This is a genomic window from Streptomyces durhamensis (assembly GCF_000725475.1).
In the GTDB taxonomy this organism is placed as follows: domain Bacteria; phylum Actinomycetota; class Actinomycetes; order Streptomycetales; family Streptomycetaceae; genus Streptomyces; species Streptomyces filipinensis.
Map to the genome: position 1 here is coordinate 92,764 of NZ_JNXR01000018.1, position 25,977 is coordinate 118,740.

The 25,977-nt window shown below is 72.5% G+C and carries 21 protein-coding genes and 1 pseudogene; 13 read left to right on the forward strand and 9 right to left on the reverse strand.

Annotated elements, in window-relative coordinates; all coding sequences use genetic code 11:
• Positions 1–135: 135 nt before the first annotated feature.
• Positions 136–3,099, reverse strand: a complete 2,964-nt coding sequence (gene afsR, locus IO33_RS0126625; RefSeq protein WP_031169411.1) for an SARP-family global regulator AfsR — start codon at positions 3,097–3,099, stop codon at positions 136–138.
• 189 nt (positions 3,100–3,288) lie between these two features.
• On the opposite strand from afsR, the gene IO33_RS0126630 reads away from it, so the two are divergent.
• The 6 genes from IO33_RS0126630 to IO33_RS0126655 all read left to right on the forward strand — a co-directional run bounded on the left by IO33_RS0126630 (position 3,289) and on the right by IO33_RS0126655 (position 10,639).
• Positions 3,289–4,515, forward strand: coding sequence for an amidohydrolase family protein (locus IO33_RS0126630; RefSeq protein ID WP_051926977.1), 1,227 nt, complete (start codon positions 3,289–3,291; stop codon positions 4,513–4,515).
• A 5-nt stretch (positions 4,516–4,520) separates the two neighbouring features.
• Complete coding sequence (locus tag IO33_RS0126635; protein ID WP_078963920.1) at positions 4,521–5,438, forward strand: TIGR03619 family F420-dependent LLM class oxidoreductase; 918 nt, start codon at positions 4,521–4,523, stop codon at positions 5,436–5,438.
• Positions 5,439–5,448: 10 nt separating this feature from the next.
• Complete coding sequence (locus tag IO33_RS0126640; protein ID WP_031169417.1) at positions 5,449–6,219, forward strand: SDR family NAD(P)-dependent oxidoreductase; 771 nt, start codon at positions 5,449–5,451, stop codon at positions 6,217–6,219.
• Positions 6,220–6,319: 100 nt separating this feature from the next.
• Positions 6,320–7,438: an LLM class flavin-dependent oxidoreductase gene (locus IO33_RS0126645; protein WP_078963904.1), complete on the forward strand. Its 1,119-nt coding sequence runs from the start codon at positions 6,320–6,322 to the stop codon at positions 7,436–7,438.
• Positions 7,439–7,451: 13 nt separating this feature from the next.
• Positions 7,452–9,182 (forward strand): N-acyl-D-amino-acid deacylase family protein, encoded by a 1,731-nt coding sequence (locus IO33_RS0126650; protein ID WP_031169421.1) that lies wholly within the window; start codon positions 7,452–7,454, stop codon positions 9,180–9,182.
• Positions 9,179–10,639, forward strand: a complete 1,461-nt coding sequence (locus IO33_RS0126655; RefSeq protein ID WP_031169423.1) for an aldehyde dehydrogenase family protein — start codon at positions 9,179–9,181, stop codon at positions 10,637–10,639. Before IO33_RS0126650 ends, IO33_RS0126655 begins: the two co-directional genes overlap by 4 nt.
• An 18-nt stretch (positions 10,640–10,657) precedes the next feature.
• Here the strand turns inward: IO33_RS0126655 and IO33_RS0126660 are convergent, their stop codons facing one another.
• The 4 genes from IO33_RS0126660 to IO33_RS0126675 all read right to left on the reverse strand — a co-directional run bounded on the left by IO33_RS0126660 (position 10,658) and on the right by IO33_RS0126675 (position 14,004).
• Complete coding sequence (locus IO33_RS0126660; protein WP_051926978.1) at positions 10,658–11,548, reverse strand: hypothetical protein; 891 nt, start codon at positions 11,546–11,548, stop codon at positions 10,658–10,660.
• Positions 11,549–11,567: 19 nt separating this feature from the next.
• A complete protein-coding gene (locus IO33_RS0126665) occupies positions 11,568–11,963 on the reverse strand; it encodes a nitroreductase/quinone reductase family protein (protein WP_031169427.1) in 396 nt (131 codons plus the stop codon).
• 107 nt (positions 11,964–12,070) lie between these two features.
• Entirely contained in the window at positions 12,071–13,387 is a 1,317-nt protein-coding gene (locus tag IO33_RS0126670; protein WP_031169429.1) for a carotenoid oxygenase family protein, read from the reverse strand.
• The gene (locus IO33_RS0126675) at positions 13,384–14,004 is read right to left on the reverse strand and encodes a hypothetical protein (RefSeq protein ID WP_245235895.1); all 621 of its coding nucleotides are present in this window, start codon (positions 14,002–14,004) and stop codon (positions 13,384–13,386) included. Before IO33_RS0126675 ends, IO33_RS0126670 begins: the two co-directional genes overlap by 4 nt.
• 57 nt (positions 14,005–14,061) lie before the next feature.
• Here IO33_RS0126675 and IO33_RS0126680 point away from each other — a divergent pair, with 57 nt between their 5' ends.
• Positions 14,062–14,580 (forward strand): PadR family transcriptional regulator, encoded by a 519-nt coding sequence (locus IO33_RS0126680; protein WP_031169433.1) that lies wholly within the window; start codon positions 14,062–14,064, stop codon positions 14,578–14,580.
• On the opposite strand, the gene IO33_RS0126685 is transcribed toward IO33_RS0126680, so the two are convergent.
• Positions 14,567–16,084: a CehA/McbA family metallohydrolase gene (locus IO33_RS0126685; RefSeq protein ID WP_031169435.1), complete on the reverse strand. Its 1,518-nt coding sequence runs from the start codon at positions 16,082–16,084 to the stop codon at positions 14,567–14,569. The two genes, IO33_RS0126680 and IO33_RS0126685, sit on opposite strands and share 14 nt — an antisense overlap.
• Before the next feature lie 151 nt (positions 16,085–16,235).
• Here IO33_RS0126685 and IO33_RS0126690 point away from each other — a divergent pair.
• The 4 genes and pseudogenes from IO33_RS0126690 to IO33_RS0126705 form a co-directional block, all read left to right on the forward strand.
• Positions 16,236–16,832, forward strand: a pseudogene (locus IO33_RS0126690) (TIGR03619 family F420-dependent LLM class oxidoreductase); the annotation flags it as partial.
• A gap of 198 nt (positions 16,833–17,030) precedes the next feature.
• Entirely contained in the window at positions 17,031–17,237 is a 207-nt protein-coding gene (locus tag IO33_RS0126695; protein WP_031169439.1) for a hypothetical protein, read from the forward strand.
• Between the two features lie 54 nt (positions 17,238–17,291).
• A complete protein-coding gene (locus IO33_RS0126700; protein WP_031169441.1) occupies positions 17,292–19,877 on the forward strand; it encodes a bifunctional FO biosynthesis protein CofGH in 2,586 nt (861 codons plus the stop codon).
• 57 nt (positions 19,878–19,934) lie between these two features.
• The gene (locus tag IO33_RS0126705) at positions 19,935–20,501 is read left to right on the forward strand and encodes a hypothetical protein (protein ID WP_031169443.1); all 567 of its coding nucleotides are present in this window, start codon (positions 19,935–19,937) and stop codon (positions 20,499–20,501) included.
• Here the strand turns inward: IO33_RS0126705 and IO33_RS0126710 are convergent.
• Both IO33_RS0126710 and IO33_RS0126715 read right to left on the reverse strand, forming a co-directional pair.
• Positions 20,494–21,000, reverse strand: coding sequence for a DUF2165 domain-containing protein (locus tag IO33_RS0126710; protein WP_031169445.1), 507 nt, complete (start codon positions 20,998–21,000; stop codon positions 20,494–20,496). The two genes, IO33_RS0126705 and IO33_RS0126710, sit on opposite strands and share 8 nt — an antisense overlap.
• A gap of 233 nt (positions 21,001–21,233) precedes the next feature.
• The gene (locus tag IO33_RS0126715; protein WP_037685999.1) at positions 21,234–22,259 is read right to left on the reverse strand and encodes an alpha/beta fold hydrolase; all 1,026 of its coding nucleotides are present in this window, start codon (positions 22,257–22,259) and stop codon (positions 21,234–21,236) included.
• A 104-nt stretch (positions 22,260–22,363) separates the two neighbouring features.
• Here IO33_RS0126715 and IO33_RS0126720 point away from each other — a divergent pair, with 104 nt between their 5' ends.
• Together IO33_RS0126720 and IO33_RS0126725 are read left to right on the forward strand one after the other, a co-directional pair.
• Positions 22,364–23,110, forward strand: a complete 747-nt coding sequence (locus IO33_RS0126720; RefSeq protein ID WP_051926979.1) for a TetR/AcrR family transcriptional regulator — start codon at positions 22,364–22,366, stop codon at positions 23,108–23,110.
• 95 nt (positions 23,111–23,205) lie between these two features.
• Positions 23,206–24,321, forward strand: a complete 1,116-nt coding sequence (locus tag IO33_RS0126725) for an ADP-ribosylglycohydrolase family protein (RefSeq protein WP_031169450.1) — start codon at positions 23,206–23,208, stop codon at positions 24,319–24,321.
• A 13-nt stretch (positions 24,322–24,334) separates the two neighbouring features.
• On the opposite strand, the gene IO33_RS0126730 is transcribed toward IO33_RS0126725, so the two are convergent.
• Positions 24,335–25,894: a sodium:solute symporter family protein gene (locus tag IO33_RS0126730; RefSeq protein WP_031169452.1), complete on the reverse strand. Its 1,560-nt coding sequence runs from the start codon at positions 25,892–25,894 to the stop codon at positions 24,335–24,337.
• Positions 25,895–25,977 lie beyond the last annotated feature (83 nt).

A 25,977-nucleotide genomic window follows, 5' to 3' on the forward strand; every position in this document is an offset into this window, starting at 1 on the left:
CGAACGGGCGTTCCGGGGCGCTCACCTTATCCGTGAGTCCCACGCGATCCACCGGCTCCCCCCGGTTGCGGCGGATCGATGCCTTGAGGATGGCAAGCGGTGATAAACGTTCGATGAACGCGGTGTCCGGCGAGGTCAGAGCAGCGCGACCGAGGGAAGCAGGCGCCGCAGCTCGTCGGCCTCGGGCGAGCCCGCGCCCTCATAGACGGCGAGTGCCTCGCGCCAGCACGCCCTCGCCCGGTCCGTCTGCTCCAGCCTCTCCAGCGAGTGCCCCAGGAGCGTCAGGATGTTGGCGCGCATCCAGTCGCCCCCAATGTAACCGGTCGTCAGGGCCTGCTCGGCATGCTGCGCGGCCCGGGCGGGGCGCCCCACGGCCAGGTGGACCTGGGCGATGCGGAACTGGGTGGTGCCCTCCCACAGGCGCTGCCGGTTCACGGTGAACGTCGCCAGCGCCGCGCCGAGCTCCTCCAGCGCCTCGTTGTGGTGCCCGCTGTGTCCGAGCGCGATGCCCAGCGCGTACCGCGCGTTGGCCAGCCGGAAGGTCAGCCCGAGTTCGTCGTAGATGGCGATGCCCTGACGCACCAGTTCGATGGCGGTCGAGGCGCGGTCCAGCGAGACCAGCACACGGGAGAGGTTGCACAGGGCGCTGGCCTCGCCGGGGCGGTTGCCGTCGGCGCGGAACGCCTTGATCGCCTCACGCAGGTGGGTCTCGCTGACGGAGCGCTGGTTCAGGCAGTTGGCGATGATGCCCTGCTCGTTGTGGGCGTTGCCGTAGGTCCAGGGGTCACCCGTGACCAGGCCGAGTGCGATGGCGCGCTCGGTCTCGGCGCCGGCCTCCTCGAACCGGCCGGCATGGCTGAGCACCTGCGCGAGCGTGGTCCGGGCCCTGCCCTCCGCGTAGGCGTCGCCGAGGACGGCCGCGGCGTCGCGGGCGGCCTGGGTCGCCGCCCCGTAGCGCAGCGCGCTGGCTCCGGACTCGGCCAGGTCCTTCGACGCGAGCAGCAGGTCGACGGCCTTGCGCAGCGTGGCGGCGGCGAGCGACTGCTGGACGCAGGCGAGGATGCAGGCGGCTTCGGCGTGCAGCCAGTCCAGGGCCCCGGCGTCGTCCGCGAACTCCCGGCCGGGGCGCTCCGTCTTCTCCAGGTGGTCCACGGTGCGGTCCCCGGGGCGCTCTATGGCGTACACCCGCGTCGCCGTGGCCAGGTAGAAGTCCAGCAACCGCGACATGGCGGCCGCCCGCTCACCGGGCGGCTGCTCGTCCCGCTCCGCACAGGCCCGCGCGTACAGCCGGACCAGGTCGTGGAAGCGGTAGCGCCCCGGCGCCGCCGACTCCAGGAGGGAGGTGTCGACCAGGGACTCCAGCAGGTCCTCCGTCTCCTCCTGCGGGAGGTCCAGGACCGCGGCCGCCGCCGCCAGCGAGATGTCCGGACCGTCCGCCAGGCCCAGCAGACGAAAGGCCCGGGCCTGGGCCGGCTCCAGCTGGCCGTAGCCGAGCTCGAAGGTGGCCTTCACCGCCAGGTCGCCGGCCTGGAGTTCGTCCAGGCGGCGGCGCTCGTCCGCCAGCTTGGCCGCCAGCACCGAGACGGTCCACGTGCGGCGGGCCGCCAGGCGGGAGGCCGCGATGCGGATCGCCAGCGGGAGGAACTCGCACGCGGCGACCACGTCCAGCGCCGCGTCCCGTTCCGCGGCCACCCGCTCCTCGCCCACGATCTTCGTGAAGAGGGCGAGCGCCTCGTCGGGGGACATGACGTCCAGGTCCACCAGGTGCGCCCCGGCCAGGTCCAGCATCCGCACCCGCGAGGTCACGAGGGCGGCGCAGCCCTCCGTCCCCGGCAGCAGCGGCCGCACCTGTGCCGCGTCCTTCGCGTTGTCCAGCAGGACCAGCACCCGGCGGCCGTCCAGGACCGAGCGGTACAGGGCCGCCCGTTCCTCCAGCGAGTCGGGGATCGCCGAGTCCGCCGTGCCCAGCGCGCGCAGGAAGGTGCCGAGGACCGTCTCCGGCTCCGCGGGGCGCGGCCCGGCTCCCTGCAGGTCCACGTACAGCTGTCCGTCCGGGAACGCGTGGCGGGCCTTGTGGGCGACGTGCACCGCGAGCGTCGTCTTGCCCACGCCGCCGATCCCGGCCAGCGCGGAGACCGCCATCACCCGGCCCTCCGCCTCGGACGCCGACGCCAGCACCTCGCTCAGCTCGCCGACGAAGGCGGCCCGGCCGGTGAAGTCCGGGACCGAGGCGGGCAGCTGGGCCGGGCGCACGGGCACCGCCGCCGGCTCCGCGGCCGGCGTGGCGGGCTCGGCCAGGGCCGGGTCGGCCTGGAGGATGCGCTGCTGCAGTTCGCGCAGACCCGGCCGCGGGTCCACGCCCAGCTCCTCCGCCAGCAGGCGCCGGGTGTCCGCGTACACGGCGAGGGCCTCGGCCTGCCGCCCGCTGCGGTACAGCGCCAGCATCAGCAGCTCGCGCAGGCGCTCCCGCAGCGGATGCGCCGCCGTCAGGGCCGTCAGCTCCGAGACCGCCTCGGCATGGCAGCCCTGCTCCAGGTCCATGTCCAGGCGGGTTTCGAGCAGCTGGAGGCGCCATTCCTCCAGGCGGACCCGCTGGGCGTCCGCGTACGGGCCGGGGACGCCGGCCAGCGGCTCGCCGTCCCACAGGGCCAGGGCCCGGTTCAGCACCTCCCGCGCCTGGCCCAGATCCCCCGTGCCGCGCGCCTTCTCGGCCTCCGTCGCGAGGTCCTGGGCCACCGCCACGTCCAGGGCGCCGTCGCGCAGGCCCCGTACCGCGTAGCCCCCGGACTCGCTGACCAGGACCCCGGGGTCCAGCACCTTGCGCAGCCGGGACGCGTAGGTGCGCAGGGCCGCCAGCGCCTGGGACGGCGGCTCGGCGCCCCAGAGCGCGTCGATCAGCTCCGCCGCCGTCGCCGTACGGCCTTCGCGCAGCAGCAGGGCGGCCAGCAGGGCCCGCTGCTGCGGGGAGCCGGTGTTCAGCGTCTCTCCGCCGCGCCAGGCCCGCACCGGACCGAGTACGCCGAAGCGCAACGCCGCCGGTTCCGCGACGGCCGCGGAGCCGGGACGCCGCTGCTCAGGCACTCGCGGCCCACCGTCCATGCGTTCGCCCCCTCAGGCATCACGAACAACCCCGTCAGTTTGCCTTGTTCGGGGCGGTTCCGTCAGCCGCGGGAGACGCCGATCACAGACCGGTGCACCGGAGTCCACAAGGCCCTCACACGGCCTTCGCACAGAGTCGCCCGGCCACACTAGCTGACGGACCGTCAGATCGACGCTACCGTGAGCGCCATGGACACCCAGAGCCCCTTCCCCCGGATCATCTCGGTCGACGACCACACGGTGGAGCCCGCGCACGTCTGGCAGGACCGGCTCCCGAAGAAGTACCTGGACGTCGGGCCCCGGATCGTGCGCGCCCCGCTGAAGGAGATGACCTTCCTGGGCGGCCGCTTCAAGCCCGTCATGGGCGAGCCCGGCAGCACCGAGGGCCCCCTCGGCGACTGGTGGGTCTACGAGGACCTGCGCCGGCCCCTCACCCGCCTCGACACCGCCGTCGGGTGCGCCAGGGACGAGGTCCGGCTGGAGGTCATCACCTACGAGCAGATGCGGGCGGGCTCCTACGACGTCCCCGCCCGGCTCGCCGACATGGACGTCAACCACGTCCAGTCCGGCCTCTGCTTCCCCACCTTCCCGCGCTTCTGCGGGCAGACGTTCACGGAGGCGGCGGACAAGGAGCTCGCGCTGCTCTGCGTGCGCGCCTACAACGACTGGATGGTGGAGGAGTGGTGCGGGCCGGACGCCCGCGGCCGGCTCATACCGCTCACCCTCATTCCGCTGTGGGACGCCCGGCTGGCGGCCGCGGAGGTCCGGCGCAACGCCGAGCGGGGCGTGCGGGCCGTCGCCTTCTCCGAGATACCCCCGCACCTCGGCCTGCCCTCGGTCCACACCGACGACTGGGACCCGTTCCTCGCGGCCTGCGACGAGACCGGCACGGTCGTCGCCATGCACATCGGCTCCAGCAGCCGTATGCCCTCCACGTCCGCCGACGCCCCGCCCGCCGTCGGCTCCACCATCACCTTCGCCAACTGCTGCTTCTCGATGGTCGACTGGCTGATGAGCGGCAAGTTCGAGCGCTTCCCGAACCTCAGGGTCATGTACGCCGAGGGGCAGATCGGGTGGATTCCGTACATCCTCGAACGCGCCGACGTGGTGTGGGAGGAGAACCGGGGGTGGGGCGGGGTCGCCGACAAGGTCACCCGGCCGCCGTCCGAGCTGTTCGCCGGGCATGTGTACGGCTGCTTCTTCGACGACGCCTTCGGGCTGAGGAACCTGGACGCCATCGGGGTCGGCAACGTCCTGTACGAGACCGACTACCCGCACTCCGACTCCACCTGGCCGAAGTCCCGCGAGGTCGGCGAGGCGCAGATGGGGCACCTGCCGGCGGACGTGGTCGAGCGGATCGTCCGCGGGAACGCCATCGAGCTGCTGGGTCTCACCCCCGGGGGGCTCTGGCGGTGAGTGCCCTGGCGTACGGCGTCCAGCTGCCCGTGCAGGCGCAGAGCACCCTGTTCGCGGAGTCCTGGGAGGCCGGGGCCGGACCGGAGGACCTGGTGGCGGTGGCGCGGGCCGCGGAGCGTGCCGGGTTCGGCTACCTCGCCTGCTGCGACCACGTGGCCGTCCCGCGCCGGCTCGCCCCGGCGATGAGCACGGTCTGGTACGACCCCGTCGCCACCCTCGCCCACCTCGCCGCCGTGACCGGGCGGGTCCGGCTGCTCAGCCATGTGGCCGTCGTCGGGCTGCGGCACCCGCTGCTCACCGCCAAGCAGTACGCCACCCTCGACCACCTCTCCGGCGGCCGGCTGATCCTCGGGGTGGGGGCCGGACATGTGCGCGAGGAGTTCGAGGCGCTGGGCGTGGACTTCGAGCGGCGCGGGGCCCTGCTGGACGAGGCGGTCGACGCGCTGCGCGCCGCGCTCGGGCCGCAGGAGTATCCCGAGCACCACGGGAAGTTCTACGACTTCGAGGGGCTGGGGCAGCGGCCCCGGCCCGCGCAGCCGGCCGTACCGCTGTGGGTCGGCGGCTCCTCGCCCGCCGCCGTACGCCGGGCCGCGCTGAAGGGCGACGGCTGGCTGCCGCAGGGGGACGCGCGGGAGCGGCTGCCCGCGCAGATCGCCCGGCTGCGGCGGCTGCGCGACGAGGCGGGGGCCGAGGGGCCGTTCACCGTCGGGGCGATCGCCGAGCCGCTGTACGTCGGGCGGCCCGGCTGGGACACCGGACGCTGGACCCTGACCGGCGCGCCGGAGGAGATCGCCGGGTCGCTGCGGGCGTACCCGGCGATGGGCGTGGACCAGATCCAGGTGCGGTTCCGCAGCCGGAGCCGGGCCGAACTCATCGAGCAGATCGAGCTGTTCGGGGCGGAGGTCGCACCCCGGCTGCAGTGAGGAGGGCACCATGGGCAAGCTGGACGGGCGGGTCGTGATCGTCACCGGCGCGGCGCGCGGACAGGGCGAGCAGGAGGCGCGGCTGTTCCGGGCGGAGGGCGCGCGGGTGGCCGTCGCCGACGTGCTGGACGGACCGGGGAAGGCCCTGGCCGAGGAGATAGGCGCGCTGTACGTCCACCTCGACGTGGGCACGGAGGACGGCTGGCGGGAGGCCGTCGGCGCCGTCAAGGAGGCGTACGGGCGCGTCGACGGGCTGGTGAACAACGCGGGCATCCTGCGCTTCAACGCCCTCGTGGACACCCCGCTGGACGAGTTCATGCAGGTCGTGCAGGTCAACCAGGTCGGCTGCTTCCTGGGGATGAAGGCCGTGGCGCCCGAGATGGCCGACGGGGGCACGATCGTGAACACCGCTTCCTACACGGCCCTGACCGGCATGGCGGCCGTGGGCACGTACGCCGCCACCAAGCACGCCGTGCTCGGGCTGACCCGGGTGGCCGCGCTGGAGCTGGCGGGCCGGGGCATCCGGGTCAACGCGATCTGCCCGGGCGCCATCGACACCCCGATGTCCAACCCGGCGCGCCTCGACCCGGACGCCGACCCGGAGGAGATGAGCCGGGCGCTGGACGAGCTGTACCGCAAGCTCGTGCCGCTCGGCCGGGTCGGACAGTCCGAGGAGGTCGCCCGGCTGGCCCTCTTCCTCACCTCGCAGGACTCCTCGTACATCACCGGGCAGCCGTTCGTGATCGACGGCGGGTGGCTGGCCGGGGTCACCGTTATCTGACTAACCGTCAGCTATTGACGGTCGCGTCGGCCGGTGCGACAGTCGGCCGACGAACGCAGTCTGACGGAACGTCAGAAACGACTGGGGACGGTGACCCGCCTTGGAATTCGGGCTCTTTGTACAGGGATACGTGGGCAAGCGCGCCGAGACCGACCCGCTGGCCGAGCACAAGGCGCTGATGGAGGAGACCGAGTACGTCATCCAGGCGGACCAGTCCGGCTTCAAGTACGCCTGGGCCTCCGAGCACCACTTCCTGGAGGAGTACTCGCACCTGTCGGCCAACGACGTGTTCCTCGGGTACCTGGCGCACGCGACGGAGCGCATCCACCTCGGCTCCGGGATCTTCAACCCCCTGGCCCAGGTCAACCACCCCGTGAAGGTCGCCGAGAAGGTCGCCATGCTGGACCACCTCAGCGAGGGGCGCTTCGAGTTCGGCAGCGGCCGGGGGGCCGGGTCGCACGAGATCCTCGGGTTCATACCGGGGGTGACCGACATGAACCACACCAAGGAGATCTGGGAGGAGACGATCGCCGAGTTCCCGAAGATGTGGCTCCAGGACGAGTACGCCGGCTTCCAGGGCAAGCACTGGCAGCTGCCGCCGCGCAAGGTCCTGCCGAAGCCGTACGGGAGCTCGCACCCGGCGATGTGGTACGCGGCCGGATCCCCGCCGTCGTACGCCATGGCCGCGAAGAAGGGGCTCGGCGTGCTCGGCTTCAGCATCCAGAAGGTCTCCGACATGGAGTGGGTGCTGGAGCAGTACAAGACGGCGATCGTGAACGCGGAGCCGGTGGGGGACTTCGTCAACGACAACGTGATGGTGACGACGACGGCGATCTGCGCGCCGACGCACGCGGAGGCGATCGAGATCGCGGTCAGCGGGGGGCTGCACTATCTGCCCTCGCTGGTCTTCCGCTACCACGACACGTTCCCGCGACCCGAGGGGTTCCCCGTCTGGCCGGAGACGCTGCCCCCCTACACCCCGGAGTTCGTGGAGCTGCTCATCGAGGAGGAGCTGCTGATCTGCGGTGATCCGGACGAGGTGCTGCGGCAGTGCAAGCGGTGGGAGCAGGCCGGGGCGGACCAGCTGAGCTTCGGGCTGCCGGTGGGTGTGCCGAAGGAGGAGACGCTGCAGACGATCCGGCTCATCGGTGAGCAGGTGATCCCGAAGATCGACACGGATCCGGTGCACCGGACGTCCCGGTTCCGCCAGGCCGTCTGAGGGGGTTCCCGGCATGTTGGACCACCTGATCAAGGGCGCCACCGTCGTCGACGGGACGGGCGCGCCCGCCCGCACCGCCGACGTCGGCGTACGGGACGGACGTATCGCCGCCGTGGGCAAGGTCACCGAGGAAGCCCGCAGCACCGAGGACGCCGCCGGACTCGTCCTCACCCCCGGCTTCGTCGACCCGCACACCCACTACGACGCCCAGCTCTTCTGGGACCCGTACGCCACGCCGTCCCTCAACCACGGGGTGACCACCGTCGCCGCCGGCAACTGCGGTTTCACCCTCGCGCCCCTGAACCCCGCCCGCCCCGAGGACGCCGACTACACCCGCCGCATGATGTCCAAGGTGGAGGGGATGTCCCTGGTGGCGCTGGAGGAGGGGGCGCCCTGGAGCTGGCATTCCTTCGGGGAGTACCTGGACGCCCTCGACGGACGGATCGCCGTCAACGCCGGGTTCATGGTCGGGCACTGCGCCCTGCGCCGGTACGTGATGGGCCCGGACGCGATCGGCGGGCAGCCCGGTGACGGGCAACTCGCCGAAATGCTCCGGCTGTTCCACGCGGCCATGGACGCCGGGGCCTGGGGGCTCTCCACCACCCAGTCGTCCACGCACTCCGACGGGGACGGACAGCCCGTCGCCTCCCGGCACGCGCGGCCCGCGGAGCTGCTGGCCCTCTCCCGCGCCGTCGGGGAGCACGAGGGCACCCAGATCGAGGCGATCGTCGCCGGGTGCCTGGACGAGTTCAGCGACGACGAGATCGACCTGCTGGTGGAGATGAGCGCGGCGGCCGGGCGGCCGCTCAACTGGAACGTGCTCACCATCGACGCGGCCGTACCGGAGCGGGTGCCCCGCCAGCTCGGCGCGAGCGAGCGGGCCCGCAAGGCCGGCGGGCGGGTGGTGGCGCTCACCATGCCGATCCTCACCCCCATGAACATGTCCCTCGGCACCTTCTGCGCCCTGAACCTGATCCCCGGCTGGGGGCAGATCCTCGGGCTGCCCGTCCCCGAGCGGATCGCGCGGCTGCGGGACCCCGCCGTCCGGGAGGAGATGCTGCGCCGGGCCCGGTCGAAGGAGGCGGGTGTCTTCCGGCGGCTGGCGAACTTCGGCCGGTACGTCATCGGGGACACCTACAGCGCGGCCAACCAGGGCCTGACCGGCCGGGTCGTGCGGGACATCGCCGAGGAGCGGGGGCTGGACCCCTTCGCCTGCCTGGTGGAGATCTGCGCCGCCGACGAACTCCGTACGGTCCTGTGGCCCATGCCCACCGACAACGACCCCGCCTCCTGGGCACTGCGCGCCGAGACCTGGCAGCACGAGGACGTGCTGCTCGGCGGTTCCGACGCGGGCGCGCACCTGGACCGGATGTGCGGGGCGCCGTACACCACCCGGTTCCTCGGGGACTGCCTGCGCGGCCGGAAGCTGGTCGGGCTGGAGCGCGCCGTGCAGATGCTGACCGACGAGCCGGCGCGGCTGTTCGGGTTGCGGGAGCGCGGCCGGATCCGGGAGGGCTGGCATGCGGACCTCGTCCTCTTCGACCCGGAGCGGATCGAGGCCGGGCAGGCCCGGCTGGTGCACGACCTGCCGGGCGACAGCCCCCGTCTGGACTCCCGGGCGATCGGGGTGCGGGCCGTGTGGGTCAACGGCGTCGAGGCGATCCGGGACGACGTGGTGACCGGCGCGGTGCCCGGGAAGGTGCTGCGCTCCGGCACGGACACGCGGACGGTGAGCACCCGGTGAGCCCGGCCGGCGAGGGACAGCGGCTGTTCGTCGGCGGGCGGTGGCTGGAACCGGACGGCGGGCACTACCCGGTGACCGACCCGGCCACCCAGGAGAGGGTCGGCTGGGCGCCGGAGGCCTCGCCGGAGCAGGCCCGGGCGGCCTGCGCGGCGGCCCGGGAGGCGTTCGGCGCGTGGTCGCGGACCCGGCCCGAGGAGCGGGCGGCGGTGCTGGGCCGGGCGGCCGACCTGATCCGGGGGCGGACGGAGCCGTACACCGAGCTGGCGCGCGCCGAGACCGGGGCCACCACCGGGACGGCCCGGGCGATGCAGGTCGGGGTGGCCGCCGCCCGGTTCCGCCGGTACGCGCGTGTGGAGCCCGCCGAGTGGGCCGTCGCGCCGCAGGTCAACGAGGCCGGGCCGATGGGGCGGGCCGCGGTGCTGGGGGCCCTGGCGCTGCGGCAGCCCGTCGGGGTCGTCAGCTGCATCACCTCCTACAACAACCCCTGGGCCAACGCGGCCGGCAAGGTCGCACCGGCTCTGGCCATGGGCAACACGGTGGTCGTGAAGCCCGCCCCGCAGGATCCGCTGTCCGTCTACCGGATGGCCGAGGCGCTTGAGGAGGCCGGGGCGCCGCCCGGCGTGGTGAACGTCGTCTCCGGGCGTCAGGTGTCCGTGGGGGAGGCGGTGGTCGCCTCCGGCGACGTCGACATGGTCAGCTTCACCGGGTCCACGGCGGTCGGCCGGCGGATCGCCGAGGCGTGCGGGCGGGACATGAAACGCCAGCTGATGGAGCTGGGCGGGAAGGGCGCGGCGCTGGTGTTCGACGACGCCGACCTCGGCTCGGCCGTCGCCGGGATCGGCACCACCTTCTCCTTCTACAGCGGGCAGATCTGCACGGCCCCGACGCGGGTGCTGGCCCAGCGCGGGGTGTACGAACGGCTGGTCGGCCAACTCGCTCGATACGCGCGGGGGTTGCCGGTGGGTGATCCGCGCGGGCCGGGCACGGTCGTCGGGCCGGTGATCTCGGCCGAGCACCGGGCGCGGGTGGAGTCGTACGTCGAACTCGGGCGGAAGGAGGGCGCGTCCGTGGTCGTGGGCGGTGAACGGCCACCGCTGGAGCACGGCTTCTATGTGGCGCCGACCCTGCTCGCCGACTGCGCCAACGACATGCGGGTGGCCCGGGAGGAGATCTTCGGACCGGTGGTCGTGGTGATCCCCTTCGACGAGGAGGACGAGGGCGTGGCCCTCGCCAACGACTCCGACTACGGCCTCATCGACTACGTCTGGTCCGCTGACGTGGCCCGCGCCTTCCGGGTGGCCCGGCGGCTGCGCGCCGGCGGCGTCGGGGTCAACACCGTCGGCCGCAACATGGAGGCCCCGTTCGGCGGCTTCAAGAAGAGCGGAGTGGGCCGCGACGTGGGCTCCTACGCCCTGCACGCGTACAGCGAGGTGCAGGCGATCGTGTGGCCGGGCTGAGGATCCGGCACCGTGGGTTCACTGGGTGAAGAACGACGCCGGGTGGCGGGGGTCGGCCGAGCAGGTGAAGAGGCCTCCGTGGCTGTACCGGCCGACGACCATGTCCACCGGTTCGCGCAGCGGGTCGCCGACCGCGTCACCCGGCTCGGCGTCGCGCTCCTCCAGTGGCCGGAAGCGGTGCGGCGCACCGTCGGGGCCGAAGGTGCCGAGTCCGTACTCGGTCGTGTCGAACTGGAGGAACAGCTCCAGCGGGGCCCCGCAGTCGCCGCAGTCCAGGGGGTCCGGGCGGTCCGTCGTACCCCACCCCATGAAGCCGCCGAGCTTGTAGCCGGGGACGGTGGTGAGGTCGTCGGCCAGGTCGCGTTCCTCCAGCCAGGCCCCGAAGCGCTCGGCGAGGCCGGCCGGGAGCTCCTCGCCGCCGGGGTAGTCCGTGATCCGCTCGGGGCGCAGGACGCAAGGGCGCGGGATCATGTCCTCGCCGTACTCCCAATGTTCCGCGGGGTCCGGCTGCTCGCCGGGCGGGCCGGTGAGCTCGGCGGCCCGGCGCCAGAACAGCCGGCAGGCCTGGCCCCAGCCCTGCGGGTGCGGCTGGTCGTGCCAGTCGGGGCACCACAGCAGCTGGACCAGGTCCGTGCCGTCCGGGAAGCGGATCTCCGGGAAGCCGGCCGCGGTGAACTGGGCCACGGCCACCATCGGCAGCGCGTACGCCCGGCCGCCCGTGTCCCTGTGGTCGGTGCACTGCGGCCACTGCTCGGCGGCCGGCCACCACACTTGCCCGCCGATGTGGCTGTCGCGCACGCCGGGCGTACCGCGGCGCGGGTGCAGCCGGACGGCCGGGCGGGCGTGGGGCAGCAGTTCAGGGACGTCGCGCGCGGGGTCGATGAGGGAGGGGGCGGTGGTGAGCTTCACGCGGGCAGTGTTCCCGCGGTCAGTCCTCCAGGTCCACCCGGACGGTCAGCAGGTCCGTGCCGAACGCCTTCACCGCGGCGCTGTTGAAGCGGGGCAGGGAGCGCAGCCGGGCCACCGGGTCGTCGTCGGGCAGGAGGTGGGCGGTGCCCCGGTGCCAGTGGCCGGCGATGCGGACGCGGACCCTCGGGTCGGCCTGGATGTTGCGCACGTACTGCGACCGGTGGCCGAACTCGGAGACGAGCCAGAAGGACGAGCCGACCCTGCGTCCGCCGACCGGCGTCTGCCGGGGCAGGCCGGACGTGCGGCCGGTGGTCTCCAGGAGGACCTGGAACGGCAGCCGCCGGTTGAGCGGGTTGGCCAGGTGCCGCTGGAAGCGGGTGACCAGGCGGTGCTTGAGATCGGTGCGGCCTGCCATCTCTCCTGCTCTCGATCGTCGTTGCCGTGCCGGGCGCTGGTGGCGTGGATGCCGTGGCAGCAGTGTAGGAGGACGGGCGCGGCGGGCGGACGGCGGCGCCGGCCCTCTCAGTGGAGCGGCTGGTCCGCCAGCCAGTTGCCGTGGAAGCCGAACGGCACCCGGGCCGGCAGGTGGATCGCGGCGACCGGGGGCGCGGTGAGGTCGTCGGCGTCCAGGACGACCAGGTCGCTGCGGCCGGCGGCGGCGTCGTACACGTACGTCAGGAGCCAGCCGGGGCCGCCGGGCGTGCCGTCGGCGGGGGCGAAGGCGGCCTCCCCGGGGGTGCGGCCGGGCCCGAAGTCGTGCGCGGTGACGGCCCCGGAGGACAGTTCGTAGCGGACCAGGGAGGTGCCACTCGTCATGTGGCCGTGTCCGGCGGCGAGACCGGTCAGCCGGTCGTCGACGCGCGGGAACTCGCCCGGCCGGTCGTCGCACTGCACCTCGCGGACCGTGCCGGCCGCCGGGTCGAGGGTCCACTTCCACAGCACCGCCTGCTGCGGCCGTGTGCCGCCGTCCGCGTCGCGGCGCCACAGCTGCGGGTAGCGCATCACATGCAGCACGACGGTGCCGTCCGGCGCGTCGTGGGCGTTGAGGACGTGGAAGACGTAGCAGGGGTCCACGGGGAACCAGCGGACCCGGCCGTGCGGGTCGTCTCGGCGCAGCAGGCCGAGCCGGGCGCCGTAGCCGTCGTCCCAGCTGTAGGGCATCGCGCCGCCGGCCAGGGCGAGTTCGACGTCGAAGACGACCGGCAGGTCCATGAGGACGACGTGCCCGGCGGTGAGTGCGAAGTCGTGCACCATCGTCGGTCCGGGCACCTCGACGGGCCTGCTGAGCACCAACTCGCCGCCGGCGTCGGCGCGGTGGTAGGTGAGGTGGGTGGGCTCCAGCATGCCGTAGCCGAAGAAGTGCAGTTCGCCGGTGGCCGGGCAGGTCTTCGGGTGGGCGGTCATCGCGGTGTGCAGCCGGCCGCCGAAGTCGTACGGTCCCTTGGTGTCCAGGTCGCGGGTCAGCTCGTAGGGCAGGGCGGTCTCGACCAGGGCGAGGGTGCGGCCCGCGTGCCGGACGACGTGGGTGTTGGCGGGGCCGGCGGTGAGGTCGCGCCGGCCGTCGCCGTCGTACATCCGCGCCCCGTCGGTGAGCCGGCTGGTGCGCACCCAGCGGTTGCGGTAGGAGACGGCCCGGCCGCCCTCCAGGCGCACCCCGTGGACCATGCCGTCGCCGAAGAACCAGTGGCCGGAGGCGGCGTCGGCCGGGTTCGGGCCGTTGCGCAGGTACCAGCCGGCCAGCTCGGGCGGGATCGTGCCGGTCACCGGCAGGTCGTGCGCGGTGAGTTCCTCGGTGACCGGCGCGTAGTTGCCGGTCAGGTGCCTGGGCGCCGCGGTCATCGGGTCACCTGCCCGGCGGCCTTCGCCTGGGCGTGGGCGACATAGCGGATGGTGAAGACCATCGGGACGGCGAAGCCGGCGATCTGGACGAGGGTCGCGGGCGTGGAGTGGGCGTGTCCGGAGCGGTCGAGCAGCGCCAGGACGACCGCGGTGACGGCGAACGCGGCGGTCCATACGGCGGTGATGACCACGTTGATCCGGATGAACGGTTTCAGGGTCCACAGCTCGCGCGGGGTGGTGCGCTTGGCGATGCCCAGGGTGAAGGGCCGGCCGGCGGCCAGCGACACCCCGGCGATCACGGCGAGGGTGCCGGAGGAGAGGGCGGCGGAGTACTCGTGCACGCCCGAGTGCGGGTCGGCGAAGGCGACGGCCGCGAGCGCCGCGAAGAAGACCGCGGAGCCGCACTCGATGACGAGGGCGTCGAGACCGGCGCCGCCCCTCTTCTGCTGGGCGATGAGCGCCACGGACACCACCAGGGCGGCCAGGGCGCCCCACTGCCAGTTCCCCGAGGGGATGACGGCGAAGACGATCCACGGCAAGAACGTGCGCAGGTACGACATGGAGTTCCCCCTGAGGTCCGAGTGGTCCGGGTGCCGGGCTGGTTCCTGTTCCGACATGTCAAAACTAGAAGGTCGGTTCTCGACATGTCAATAGTGGAAGGTAAGCTGGGCGGTATGAGCCTCAGACACGCACTCCTCGGCCTGTTCTCGGAGCGCCCCGCCAGCGGCTACGACCTGCTGAAGACGTTCGAGACCTCGCTGGCCAACGTCTGGCCGGCGACCCAGAGCCAGATCTACACCGAGCTGACCAAACTGGCGGGCTCCGGACTGATCACGGTGGCCGCCGAGGGCCCGCGCGGCCGCAAGGAGTACGCGATCACCGACGAGGGCATGGCGGAGCTGCGCCACTGGCTGACCGGGGTCGCCCCCCAGCGCAACACCCGCAGCGACATCTTGCTGCGCGTCTTCTTCCTCGGTGTGCTGCCGCCCGAGCAGGCGCACACCTACCTGACCGGCCTGATCGAGATGTCCCGGGAGGGGCACGAGCGGCTGCGGCAGCTCGCCGACTCCGTCGACTGGGACGACGACAACCTCTCCGTCTACGGCCGCATCGCGCTGGAGTACGGCCTGCGCTTCAACGCGATGCGGCGGGAGTGGGCCGAGTGGGCGGCCGAGCAGATCAAGCAGCCGTGAGGAAGACCGGGTTGGTGAGGGCGGCCGGCGGCCCCGGCACCGGCCCCGCGGCCGCCTCGTGCCGCAGCTCGGCGCGTACGTACGCCGCGTAGGCGGGGGTCGTACGCCACTCGACCGTGCCCGTGCCCGACACCGGCAGCGGATCGCTGGTGAACAGCACACCCTGGTCGGTGACGAAGCGGACCGAGCAGCGCGGGGCGCCCGAGACCTCCAGCCGGACGGTCACGGGGGTGTCGGCGGCCAGGGTGAGCCGCTCGCCGATGCCCGCCTGCTGCCCGCGCCCGCCCGTCACCGAGAAGGCGAGGGTCACGTTCTTCGACTCGGCCACGTACGAGCGTCCCGCGCGGATGCCTTCCTGGATCGCCTCCCGGGTCAGGTCGTCGGCGAGGACGACCGTCTGGGGCATGCCGACCGTGTCCGGGTCGCGGTGGGCGTCGCTGTTGCCCATCGCCGGGAGCCAGCCCCGCCCCTGCCGCACGGAGGCGACCAGCAGGTTGTCCCAGTCGGCCAGCGTCACCTCGTCGTCCGGGGTGAAGGGGCCGTTCCACACCTCCACGGCGTCCGCCTCGGCGAAGCCGAACTTCCAGCCGCAGCCGACGCAGGTGGCGTGCGGGTGGGCCGGGACGACCAGGCCGCCGGCGCGGCGGATGTCCCGCGCGAAGCGGGCCCAGCGGTTGTCCCGGGCCCGGTAGCGCCAGTCCACGAAGGTGCCCGGGGTGGTGCCGAGGGCCAGCACATGGCCGTTGCGGGTGGTGACCTCCTCGCCGAGCATGATCAGCAGGTGGTCGCTCGCCTGGTCCGCCCAGTGCGGGTGCGAGGAGTTGGTGTTGTGGTCCGAGGAGTGGATGAAGTCCAGGCCCGCCGCCCGTGCCAGGGCGGCGATCTCCGCCGGGGTGCGCCGGCCGTCGGAGTGCCAGGAGTGCAGATGGCAGTCGCCCCGGTACCAGGCCCGGCCCCGGCCCTTCGCCCGGGACGGCGGATACACCGGCCTCGGGGTCTCGCCCGCCTCGCCGTAGGTCAGCGTGATCGTCAGCTCGTAGGCCAGCCCCTGCGGCGCCACCGTGTAGGGGCCCAGCGCGACATGCCAGGTGCCCTCCCGCACCGGGCCGGGGAGGTAGCCCGGAGTGGCGTCGTCGGCGCGGACGAAGAACTCCGTGCGCGCGCCGCCCGACCAGCCCCGGAAGCCCCGGCCGCCCAGTTCGGTGCCGCGCTCGTCGAAGAGTCCGATGTCGAGTGCGTTGCCCTGGGTGCCGGCGGGGACCGGGGGCTTGTCGTAGGTGTAGGAGACCTTGATCTCGCGTACGCCGGCGGGGACTTCGACCGGTACGTACACGAAGTCGGGGGAGCCGGGTGGCAGGGTGCCGTGTGCCGTCCGGGTCTCCTGGCGCTGACCGTCCGCCGCTGCGAAGCTCACGCTCCCCAACGTAAGGGCAGCGGCGGCGCCCGTCACGAACAGTGCGCGTCTGCCGATGCCGTGAGCCTGATCGTGCGTGTCTTCACCCATGGTGTCACTCTCCCGTTTGAGCGTGAACTCCCGTGAAAGGGAGGGGAATTGTCACACGACCATGTGTCATGCACGCGACCTTCAGGCCACCGGAGAGCGGTGCCGACCAGTTGGTATGGACAGTGGGGGCCCGGCCCGCTACGGATGGGCCATGCGTATCGCCGTCACCATCTTCCTCACCGACGAGACCATCGCGCCGGTACGACTCGCCCGCGCACTCGAACAGCGCGGATACGCCGGCCTCTACCTGCCCGAACACACCCACACCCCGGTGGAGCGGACGACCCCGTACCCCGCCGGCGGCGACCTGCCCCGCGAGTACGGCCGCACCCTCGACCCCTTCGTCGCCCTCGGCCAGGCGGCGGCCGTCACCGAGCGCCTCGGCCTCGGCACCGGCGTCACGCTGCCCGCCCAGCACGACCCCATCGCTCTGGCCAAGCAGATCGCCACCCTCGACCACCTGTCCGGCGGCCGTTTCACCCTCGGCCTCGGCTACGGCTGGAACGTCGAGGAGGCCGCCGACCACGGCGTGACCTGGCGGACCCGTCGGGACCTGGTCCGGGACCGGGTGCGGCTCATGCAGGCCCTGTGGTCCGGGGGTCCGACGGCGTACGAGGGCGGGTTCGGCGGTGTCCGGGCCAGCCACGCGTACCCCAAGCCCGCACGCGCACCGCGCGGCCCGGTGACCGGCCCCCGCACGCTCGTCGGCGGCACCGCCGGGCCGAAGCTGTTCGCGCACCCGGGAGAGACCGAGGTGCTGCGGGCGCTGGACGCCCACAAGGGGCATCTGCCGTGCGCGTGAGGCGGCCTGACGGAGCGTCGGGCGGCCCGGGACCGGCTCATGTGATGGCCATCGGTAAACTGTCGGTGACGAAGCGAGTCGGGTGAACAGCGGCAGACGATCGACCCGTTCGGTTCCCTCGTCCGATCCGGCGAAGAGAGCGTCATGAGGATTGCCTGGCTCACGCGGCTCGCACTGCACTTCGATGAATTCGACTACAGCAAGGGGCCGTTGCCCGCCACCGTCGGCACGGTCTCCGTCCTGCTCACCGCCCTGCTGGTCGGCCACGCGCTGCGCCGCCGCCGGGCCGTCGCCCTGACGGCCGCCGCCCTCACCTCCGCCGCCGGCATCGGATGGCTGGCCCTGCACTGAACAGGGCCGGGCGGCTGCTCTCCGGCCTGATCGAGCCGAACGTATGCTCAAAGAATGACGACACCCGCGACCCCCGGAACCGGCCCGACCGAGAACTCCATGCGTCGCGCCCTCAAACGAGCCCGGGACGGCGTCGCCCTCGACGTCTTCGAGGCGGCGGTGCTGCTCCAGGCCCGCGGCGAGGCCCTGACCGACCTCGCGGCGTCCGCCGCCCGGGTGCGGGACGCGGGTCTCGAACAGGCGGGCCGCCCGGGCGTCATCACCTACTCGAAGAGCGTCTTCATCCCCCTCACCCGGCTGTGCCGGGACAAGTGCCACTACTGCACCTTCGTCACCGTCCCCGGCAAGCTGCGCCGCGCGGGCCACGGGATGTTCATGTCCCCGGACGAGGTGCTGGACATCGCCCGCAAGGGCGCCGCCCTCGGCTGCAAGGAAGCCCTGATCACCCTGGGTGACAAGCCGGAGGACCGCTGGCCCGAGGCGCGCGAGTGGCTCGACGCGCACGGCTACGACGACACCATCGCCTACGTCCGCGCCATCTCCATCCGCATCCTGGAGGAGACGGGCCTGCTGCCCCACCTCAACCCGGGTGTGATGACCTGGACGGACTTCCAGCGGCTGAAGCCGGTGGCCCCGTCCATGGGCATGATGCTGGAGACGACCGCCACCCGGCTGTGGTCCGAGCCCGGCGGCCCGCACCACGGCTCCCCGGACAAGGAACCGGCCGTACGGCTGCGGGTGCTGGAGGACGCCGGCCGCTCCTCGGTGCCCTTCACCTCCGGCCTGCTCATCGGCATCGGCGAGACCCACGAGGAGCGGGCCGAGTCTCTCTTCGCGCTCCGCAAGGTCTCCCGTGCCTACCACGGCATCCAGGAACTGATCATCCAGAACTTCCGCGCCAAGCCGGACACGGCGATGCGCGGCATGCCGGACGCCGAACTGGACGAGCTGGTCGCCACGGTGGCCGTGGCCCGGCACATCCTGGGCCCGTCCGCCTGCCTGCAGGCCCCGCCCAACCTGGTCGACTCCGAGTACGAGCGGCTGATCGGCGCCGGCATCGACGACTGGGGCGGGGTGTCGCCCCTCACCATCGACCACGTCAACCCCGAACGCCCCTGGCCGCAGATCGAGGAGCTCACCGAGCGCTCCCGCGCGGCCGGCTTCGAGCTGCGCGAACGCCTCTGCGTCTACCCCGAGTTCGTGGTGCGGGGCGAACCCTGGCTGGACCCGCGGCTGCGCCCGCACGTGGACGCGCTGGCCGACCCGGCGACGGGGCTGGCCCGCCCGGACGCGCCGGTCGAGGGCCGCCCGTGGCAGGAGCCGGAGGAGGCCTTCGTACCGGCCGGCCGGACGGACCTGCACCGCACCATCGACACCGAGGGCCGCACCGCCGACCGGCGGGACGACTTCGACGAGGTGTACGGCGACTGGGCGGCGCTGCGCGAGGCCGCCGCCCCGGGCATGGCGCCGGAGCGCATCGACACGGACGTACGGCAGGCGCTGCGCACCGCGGCCGACGACCCCACGAAGCTGACCGACGCCGAGGCCCTGGCCCTCCTGCACGCGGACGGCCCGGCGCTGGACGCGCTGTGCCGGGTGGCCGACGACGTCCGGAAGACGGCGGTCGGCGACGACGTGACGTACATCGTCACCCGCAACATCAACTTCACCAACGTCTGCTACACGGGCTGCCGCTTCTGCGCCTTCGCGCAGCGCAGGACGGACGCGGACGCGTACACCCTCTCCCTCGCACAGGTCGCGGACCGCGCCCAGCAGGCCTGGGAGGTGGGCGCGGTCGAGGTGTGCATGCAGGGCGGCATCCACCCCGACCTGCCGGGCACGGCGTACTTCGACATCGCGAAGGCGGTGAAGGAGCGGGTCCCCGGTATGCATGTGCACGCCTTCTCGCCGATGGAGGTGGTGAACGGCGCGACCCGCACCGGCATGTCCGTGCGCGAGTGGCTCACGGCGGCCAAGGAGTCCGGTCTGGACACCATCCCGGGCACGGCGGCGGAGATCCTGGACGACGAGGTCCGCTGGGTGCTGACCAAGGGCAAGCTGCCGGCGGCCACCTGGATCGAGGTGGTCAGGACGGCTCACGAGCTGGGCATCCGCTCGTCCTCGACGATGATGTACGGCCATGTCGACCAGCCCCGCCACTGGCTCGGCCACCTGCGCACGCTGGCCCGGATCCAGGGCGAGACGGGCGGCTTCACCGAGTTCGTGACGCTCCCGTTCATCCACACCAACGCCCCGGTGTACCTGGCGGGCATCGCCCGGCCCGGCCCGACGACGCGGGACAACCGGGCGGTGACGGCGATGGCCCGGCTGCTCCTGCACCCCTGGATCCCGAACATCCAGACAAGCTGGGTCAAACTGGGCACCGAGGGGGCGGCGGAGATGCTGCGCTCCGGCGCGAACGACCTGGGCGGCACCCTGATGGAGGAGACGATCTCGCGGATGGCGGGCTCGTCGTACGGCTCGTACAAGTCGGTGCGCGACCTGGTGGCCGTGGCCGAAGCGGCCGGCCGCCCGGCGAAGCCGCGCACCACGCTCTACGGCGAGGTCGGCGAGGAACGGCGGCGGGCGGCGGAGGCCTCCGACGGCCACCTGCCGGAGCTGCTGCCGGTCCTGGACTGAGTACGATGATCCGACCCCCGACCTGACGCGGGGCCCCGTAGCGGAGGAGATGCACCCGTGGCTGCCCGACTGCCCTCCTGGGCCTGGGTCACCGGTCTGACGGCAGGCGCGACCGCGGCGGTCGTGGCCCTCGCCGTACAGGCGGACCACGGGCCGCATCCCACGGCCGCCGTGGTCAAGCCGCGCCCGTCGGCGTCGGCGAACACCCGCACGCCCGCGACACCGGCGACGCCGTCCGTGCCCGCCCTGCCCGACGCCTCCGGCACGGGTCGCCGGATCGTGTACTCCCTCGGCGCAAAGCGCGTGTGGCTGGTGGACGCGACGGGCCGGGCGACCCGCACGTTCACGGTGTGGCCGGGCTCGGTGAGCCCGCGGCCCGGCCGCTACTCGGTCACGCTGCGCATCCAGTCCCTCAAGGGGTCGGACGGCGTCGAGATCGAGCACGTCATGTACTTCACCAAGGCGGACGGCGTGAACATAGCCTTCTCCAACGCCCTCGACGGCTCCTCGCCGCCGCCCGCGACGGACGGCCGGAAGCTGGGCGGCATCCGCCTCCACAAGGGGGACGGAGCCGCGCTGTGGTCCTTCGGTGACACGAACACGCGGGTGACGGTCGTCACATAGCGTCGTCCCTGCGGGCGGGCAGCAGATTGACGACCAACGCCACTGAGCTGAGCAGGAACACCCGGGTCGCGGCGTCCAGCCCGTTCCAGGCCTTCGACTGCCACATGGCGAACCACTCACCGCCGATCGCGATGAACCCGGCGCCGAAGAGCAGCAGCAGCATCAGCAGCCCATAGGTGGACAGGCGCCGGGCGAGGTCGTCTTTTCGCCACGCCCAGAACCAGGTCCCCCCGATCAGCACGAGGGCGGCCACGGTCTCCCACACGATGATCGCGACATACGCGGTGTCCTGCAGCGCGGTGCTCGTGATCGCCCGCCACATCAGGTCGTCGTCCTTGAAGGTCGTGTCCATCGCCAGTACGTGCCGTACGAACTGCTGGTTCGTCCCGAAGTCGGTGATGTTCCCGAGGGCGACCAGGGCGATGTAGAGGGCGAGTATGCCGGTGAGCACACCGGCGGCCAGCCTCGGGCCGGAGTGACGCGTGGGGGTGGTGGTCATGGCTGAATTCTCCCCCGCCGCAGGCCGGGTGAGCACGGGGGCATTGCGCCAGAATGAGGGTCTGGCCTCGGGGGAAGAGGGCCGCGTTCCGGCGGAACCCGGCCCTCGCGCCCGAGGACGAACGGCACCGCTCCTGTTCCACGTCCACGGCGACGCCGACGTCGGAAAAACCTTCCTGGTCAGGGAGTTGGAGCCGCCGCGCACATGAGCACCCCGCCCCCGGTGGCACGTCCTCAGCACCCCGCCGTCCGCGCCCCCACCACCGGCCGGACCCTCGTCAGCAGCAGGTCCAGGAACTGCTCGGGGTGGCGGAAGGACGCGAAGTGGCTGGCCTCGCCGATGAGGGCGAAGTCCTTCACGGGGGCGCTGACCGCCTCGTAGAAGCGGCGGACCGGCTCCGGGGGAGTGAGGACGTCGCTGTCGCCCTGGAAGAAGAAGACGGGGAGGCGGAAGGCGGTGCCCTCGGCGTACTCGTCGATCGTCGTCGCCTGGGGGCCCAGCACCTCCGAGAAGGTCTGGGCCTTCAGGTAGGTGCGCAGGTCGCGCAGGGTGTGGAGCGGGGAGAACCAGAGGGAGCGGATGACGACCGTCTTCATGGTGTCGTAGGTGAGCGGGTCGGTCGTCACCACCGTCTTCGCGTACTCCGCCCAGTCGTGGGCCGACCAGGCGGACGGGTCGGGGCCCATCGCCGCCACCTTCGCCCGCTGCTTCGCCTTGCCCGCCCTCTCCAGCCGGGCCAGCAGCGCCTCGTAGGCGGAGGTGTCACGGCCGCCCCCGACGATGTTCTGGTCGGTGCCGACGTACGCCGAGTACCGCTCGGGGTGGTTGCGGGCCAGGCGGAGGCCGGTGACCGTGCCGAAGCTGTTGGCCACCAGCATGACCTTGTCCACACCCAGGCGGGCGCGGACGTGGTCCGTGACCTCCAGGGCGTCCTGGTAGAGGCGGTCGAGGGTCAGCTCGCCCTGGTGCTCGGGGCCGCCCGCCGCGAAGGTCCGGCCGGCGCCGCGCATGTCCCAGCGGACGATCGTGAAGTGCCGCTCCCAGGCGCGGGTGCGCGGGGTGAAGACGAGGTTGGAGGAGCCGGGACCGCCGTGGATCTCCAGGATCACGGGGTTCGTCCGGTCCTCGCCGCGGACGGAGATCCACTGGTCGATGCCGCCGATGCGGACGTACGAGGACTCGTCGACGCCGTTCGCGGTGGTGATCGCGAGCTTCTTCGCGAGAGCGCGGCGCTTCAGGGCCCGGTAGGTGAGCAGCATGGTGTTCCCCCTAAACTGTTTATGCCATCAGCTGTTGTGTTTACGGTATATACAGTTGGTGGGCGGAGTCAACGGGCTTCGCCGAAAACACCGGGAGGACCGCCGTGGCCGGACGGAACAAGGAGCAGCAGCAGGACGGACCGCGCGATCCGCGCGCGACCCTCGCGCTGCTGTGGGGCGAGCAGGGCAAGCCCACGCGCGGGCCCAAGCCGAAGCTGACGCCGCAGCGCATCGCCTCGGCAGCCGCCGAACTGGCCGACCGGGAGGGGTTGGAGGCCGTCTCCATGAACAAGGTGGCGGGCGAGTTCGGGGTCTCCGCCATGGCGCTGTACCGCTACGTCCCCGGCAAGACCGAACTCGTCGAGCTGATGGTGGAGGCGGTGCTGGCCGAGGGCCCGGACCTGTCCCGCGTGCCGGAAGGGGACTGGCGGGCGGCCGTACGGGAGTGGACCCGGCAGTGCGCGCGCGTCTACGCGGACCACCCCTGGCTGCTCGGCGCCACCGCGATGCGCCGCCAGCTCATGGGGCCCTGCCAGCTGCGGTGGCTGGACGCGGCGCTCGCCGCGCTGGAGCCGACCGGTCTGGACGGAGCACGCCGCCATCAGGTCTTCCTGCTGCTCATCGGTCTCGTCCGCAACCTCGCCCAGCAGCGCGGCGACCACGACGAGGAGCGGGACCGGGAGTGGAACCGGCTCTCCGCGGAGCTCCTCGCCCGGTACGCCGACCGCTTCCCCGCGCTCGCCAAGGCCGTCGCCGAGGGCGCCTTCGCGGCGGACGGCATCGATCCGCTCGACTTCGGACTCGACCGGATCCTTGACGGAGTCGAAGCGCTCGTAGCTGGGCGGGAATGACCCGAGGGGGGCGATTTGCCCCCGTGAACGGGCCGTTCCCCGTCGATTACAGTGCCTAGCGTCGTACGGACGGACGGCGCCGTGAGGAGGTCTGGGTGGGTGCGATGTCCGGCGCCGTCTGGGGCCGATCCGAACAGCAGGACTTCCGCAGCAGGGTGCGCGGCACCCTGCTCGGGGCCGCCGTGGGCGACGCACTGGGCGGGCCCGCCGATCCGCTGTCCCTGGAGGAGATCCGGGCCGCATACGGCCCCGAGGGACTGCTCGACCTGGCGTTCGGGCACGGGCGGCGCGGCACGGTCACCCACCACACCCAGCTCACGCTGTTCACCGTGGACGGCCTGATACGCGCCCAGGTACGGCGGGACACCGGGGCCTGGCATCCGCCGACCGATCTGCACCGGGCGTACCTGCGCTGGGCGGCCACCCAGCGGGACTGGGGGCCCGACGAGCGCCGCAAGGACGACGGCTGGCTCGCGCGGGAGGAGTGGCTGTACGCCCGCCGGGATCCCACCCGGGCGCTGCTCATCGGGTTCGGCGACGAGACCATGGGCACGCTGGAGTCACCGAAGAACCCCGGCGAGCTGGGGCCGGAGGCGGTGGCCCGCTCCGGGCCCTTCGGGCTGCTGGTCGGCTGGGAGCCGCAGCTGGTCGCGCAGCTGGCGGTGGAGTGCGCGGCCCAGAGCCACGGGCACCCCATCGCCTACCTGTCGGCGGGCGCGTACGCCGTGATCGTGCATGCGCTGGCCCGGGGCGAGAGCCTGGACGGCGCCGTGCAGCGGGCCCTCGCCCTGCTCGCCGCCCGGCCGGGCCACCAGCCCGTCTCGGACGCCCTGCAGCACGCCCTCGGCGCGGTGCGGCAGGGGATCCCTGGCCCCACCCGGGTGGAGGAGCTGGCCGGCGACGGCACGGCGGACGGGCTGCTGGCGGCGTCCGTGTACTGCGCGCTGGTCGGCGAGGACGTGCGGCACGGGCTGTGCCTGGCGGTGAACCAGGGCGGGCCGTCGGCGGCGGCGGGCGCGCTGACCGGCGGGCTGCTGGGCGCCCTGCACGGCGAGACGGCCCTCCCGCCGGCCTGGCTGGCGGAGCTGGAGGGCCGTCCGACGGTGCTGGAACTCGCGGATGACTTTGCGATGGAGATGACCCAGGGCCCGGCGCTCCACGGTCCCGCCGGGTCGTCGCCGGGCTGGCTGGCCCGGTATCCGCGGGCGTGAGCCCCGTACCCGCCTACGGCGCCCCCACCACGTCGTCGCCCGCACCCGCGGGGACCGGCACCGCCGTCACCGCGTCCCCGTCGGTGTTGACCTTCTCGATGACGGCCAGCCGTTCGGGCGTGTCCTCGGGCCGCACGTACCCGATCACGATGTACAGGACCAGGGACACCGCGAGCGGTACCGAGACCTGGTACTGCAGGGACACCCCGCCGGAGACGCTCCAGCTGATGGGGTAGTGCACCAGCCAGAACGCCAGCAGGCCCGCCGCCCAGCCGGTCAGCGCCGCCGTCGGGCCGGAGCGGCGGAACGGGCGGAGCAGGCCCAGCATCATCGGGATGGCGATCGGGCCCATCAGGCCGGCCACCCACTTGATGACCACCGTGATGATGTCCTTGAAGGCGGGGGAGTTGACCTGTGTGGCCACCGCCATGGACAGCGCCAGGAAGACCACCGTCGTGACGCGGGCCGCGATCAGCCCCGACCGCTGCCCCCAGGCCCGCGCGCGGGAGGACAGCACCGGCGCCACGTCCCGCGTGAACACCGCCGCGATCGCGTTCGCGTCGGAGGAGCACATGGCCATCGTGTGGGAGAAGAAGCCGACGACGACCAGGCCCAGCAGACCGTGCGGCAGGAGCTGTTCGGTCATCAGGCCGTAGGAGTCGGAGCCGTCCGGCTTCCGGGCGTGGACCAGGAGCGGGGACATCCACATGGGGAAGAACAGGACCACCGGCCAGACCAGCCACAGGACCGCCGACAGCCGGGCCCCGCGCTCGGCCGCGTACGCGCTGCCCGTGGCCATGTAGCGCTGCGCCTGGTTGAGCATGCCGCCGTTGTACTCGAAGAGCTTGATGAAGAGGAAGGCGAGCAGGAACACCGTGCCGTAGGGGCCGACCAGCGGCTTGCCATGACCGTGCAGCGCGGGCTGGTTCCAGGCGTCGAGGAAGCCGATGTGCCGGTCGCCCAGTTTCAGGACGACGGCCACGAACATCGAGACACCGGCCAGCAACTGGATGACGAACTGCCCGAGTTCGGTCAGCGCGTCCGCCCACAGACCGCCGATCGTGCAGTACATGGCCGTGATCGCGCCGGTGATGAGGATGCCCTGGTTCAGGGTGACACCGGTGAACACCGACAACAGGGTGGCGATGGCCGCCCACTTGGCGCCGACGTCCACGATCTTCAGCAGCATCCCCGACCAGGCGAGCGCCTGCTGCGTGGGGAGGTCGTAGCGGTCCTTCAGGTACTCCAGCGGGGAGGCCACATGGAGCCGGGAGCGCAGTCGGTTGATGCGCGGCGCGAACAGCCGTGACCCGATGGCGATGCCGAGCGCGATGGGGAAGGACCAGGTGACGAAGGAGGTGACGCCGTAGGTGTAGGCGATACCCGCGTACCCCGTGAACATGACCGCGCTGTAGCCCGACATGTGGTGCGAGATGCCGGAGAGCCACCAGGGCATCTTGCCGCCGGCCGTGAAGAAGTCGGAGACGTTGTCCACGCGCTTGTGCGACCAGACGCCGATCGCGACCATCACGCCGAAGTAGCCGATGAGCACGGCCCAGTCGAGACTGTTCATGTACTCGATCGTGGGTGTGTTCACATGAACGCGACAAGCAAGGGTGAGGTCAAGTCACGGCAAAATCGTTCGACTTGATGACC

Coding starts and splice junctions, on each gene's coding strand:
- afsR (WP_031169411.1), bottom strand. CDS start 3,099: ATGGACGGTGGGCCGCGAGTGCCTGAGCAGCGGCGTCCCGGCTCCGCG.
- IO33_RS0126630 (WP_051926977.1), top strand. CDS start 3,289: ATGGACACCCAGAGCCCCTTCCCCCGGATCATCTCGGTCGACGACCAC.
- IO33_RS0126640 (WP_031169417.1), top strand. CDS start 5,449: ATGGGCAAGCTGGACGGGCGGGTCGTGATCGTCACCGGCGCGGCGCGC.
- IO33_RS0126650 (WP_031169421.1), top strand. CDS start 7,452: ATGTTGGACCACCTGATCAAGGGCGCCACCGTCGTCGACGGGACGGGC.
- IO33_RS0126665 (WP_031169427.1), bottom strand. CDS start 11,963: ATGGCAGGCCGCACCGATCTCAAGCACCGCCTGGTCACCCGCTTCCAG.
- IO33_RS0126670 (WP_031169429.1), bottom strand. CDS start 13,387: ATGACCGCGGCGCCCAGGCACCTGACCGGCAACTACGCGCCGGTCACC.
- IO33_RS0126675 (WP_245235895.1), bottom strand. CDS start 14,004: ATGTCGGAACAGGAACCAGCCCGGCACCCGGACCACTCGGACCTCAGG.
- IO33_RS0126680 (WP_031169433.1), top strand. CDS start 14,062: ATGAGCCTCAGACACGCACTCCTCGGCCTGTTCTCGGAGCGCCCCGCC.
- IO33_RS0126685 (WP_031169435.1), bottom strand. CDS start 16,084: ATGGGTGAAGACACGCACGATCAGGCTCACGGCATCGGCAGACGCGCA.
- IO33_RS0126695 (WP_031169439.1), top strand. CDS start 17,031: ATGAGGATTGCCTGGCTCACGCGGCTCGCACTGCACTTCGATGAATTC.
- IO33_RS0126700 (WP_031169441.1), top strand. CDS start 17,292: ATGACGACACCCGCGACCCCCGGAACCGGCCCGACCGAGAACTCCATG.
- IO33_RS0126710 (WP_031169445.1), bottom strand. CDS start 21,000: ATGACCACCACCCCCACGCGTCACTCCGGCCCGAGGCTGGCCGCCGGT.
- IO33_RS0126715 (WP_037685999.1), bottom strand. CDS start 22,259: ATGCTGCTCACCTACCGGGCCCTGAAGCGCCGCGCTCTCGCGAAGAAG.
- IO33_RS0126730 (WP_031169452.1), bottom strand. CDS start 25,894: ATGAACAGTCTCGACTGGGCCGTGCTCATCGGCTACTTCGGCGTGATG.